The organism is Gordonia sp. ABSL11-1, from assembly GCF_030315685.1.
Taxonomy (GTDB): Bacteria; Actinomycetota; Actinomycetes; order Mycobacteriales; family Mycobacteriaceae; genus Gordonia.
This window is the reverse complement of record NZ_JASXSI010000064.1, coordinates 1-1,715: the sequence shown is the minus strand read 5'-3', so window position 1 is coordinate 1,715 and position 1,715 is coordinate 1. Positions and strand designations below refer to the sequence as shown.

Sequence of the window (1,715 nt, the reverse complement as noted above, 5' to 3'; positions counted from 1 at the left end):
GGGCGGCTTACATTGCGAAAGAGGAACTGCGGCAGTTGCTTTCCGCCGCAAGTGACGGCGCCGATCAGCCGCTGCAGGCGTCTCACGGACCCACTGACGGACCGTCTCCGCCGAAGTCACCCCGAGCAGATCCGCGGTCTTGCCCATCGCCGCCCACTCGCCCGAGCCCTGGGCCACAACTGAGCCACCATGTCGACCGCGTCCTTCTTCAAATCAGCCGAGTACCGCTTCGATTCTGCTGCCATGGGTTGTCATCTTCCCTCGAGAAGAACCCTCCGGAAACACCGGGACGGATCAGACCGGCAGGCGTCGGGGGCTGACACTCCGGGCGCTGGACACCTTCGTCCCTGGGGACGGCTTCACCGACGATCCAGCCCCCGACCGACGGCGGCGATCGCGTCGCTGTGGGCGCGTTTGCTGACCGCGGCTGTTCTGAACAGTCCCGATCCGTGGAAAGTGCCGGGATAGGAGTGCAGTTCGACGCTGACACCCGCGCGCAGCATCGCCAGTGCGTACTCAATGCCCTCATCGCGCAGGGGATCGAGTTCCATGGTCGCGACGTAGGCCGGGGGCAGACCCGACAGATCGGTGGCGCGCGCGGGAGCCGCATAGCTCGGTACGTCCGAGTCCTGGGGACCGGTGTACGCGTCGCCGAGGTAGTACCTCCAGGAGAGAGCAGCGTTGGGTCGGTGCCAGATCGGGGTGTCGACGAATCGTGTCATCGAGGGGGTGCCGAGCCGGTCGTCGAGTTCTGGGATGTCGAGAAGCTGGAACACGATAGGGACCGCGCCGTCATCGCGGGCACGCAACGCCAATCCTGCTGCGAGTCCGCCGCCGGCGCTCTGGCCGCCGACCGCGATCCGGTCGGCGTCGATTCCGAAATCGTGCGCATGAGTGTGCACATGGATCAGCACCGCATAGCAGTCATCCAGCGCGGCGGGAAATGGGTGCTCCGGCGCACGCCGGTACTCGACGCTGGCGACGCCGATGCCGAGGCGTCGGACAAGGTCGACGGCGAGCGGATCGTCGTGCTCGGCCCGGCCGATCACGAACCCACCCCCATGAATCCACACGAGCAAGGGCACGGTCGTTTCGCGGTCGGCCGGTGTGAAGAAGCGAATCTCGACGTCCGGCGCACCGTCGAGGCCGGGCACCGTCAACCGGCTGACCGAGACCCCGTCGTAGGCGAGTTCGGCCAGGGTCGGGGCGATGAGTCGCTCGAAGGAGGCGCGGGCCGCCTGGACATCGGTGAAGCTGACCCCGCCCGGCAGGGCCGCGACGGCGGAGGCAAACTCCGGGTCGAGAGTCGGGAAATCAGTCATGCCGTGATTCTGGCAGGGGGTACCGACAACAGGATGATGGTGATGCCGCCGAACCAGTTGTCGGGCGGCGGTCGGACACCTTCGGCGCACGGTCAGCCGCGAAGCGCCGTCGATGCCGAGGCCCTTGGATGTGACGCTGATTGATCGCGTCGGTGAGGTCGCCGGATCGAGCCCCGGATTGCCGGACACGAGATGGTGACTCGTGCTCGCTGGAAAGTCTCGCCCTGCGAACGAAGGCGGGAAATCCCGTCTGTGCCGGTGTAGAGGCCATCGCAGGTCTGGCCCGCCTCGTTAAGAACCAGCGCGGGGTCGAACAGCCGCCGCAATAGCGTGCCCCTCATGAGCGGGTTATACCCTGCGGCTGGCCGAACTCCGAGACATCCTCTAAGCCTC

1 protein-coding gene is annotated in these 1,715 nt (G+C 66.6%); it reads right to left on the bottom strand.

The window, feature by feature from the left end:
* Positions 1–359: 359 nt before the first annotated feature.
* On the bottom strand, positions 360–1,322 hold the full coding sequence (locus QSJ19_RS26395) for an alpha/beta hydrolase (protein WP_286324019.1): 963 nt from the start codon (positions 1,320–1,322) through the stop codon (positions 360–362).
* Between the last annotated feature and the right edge of the window lie 393 nt (positions 1,323–1,715).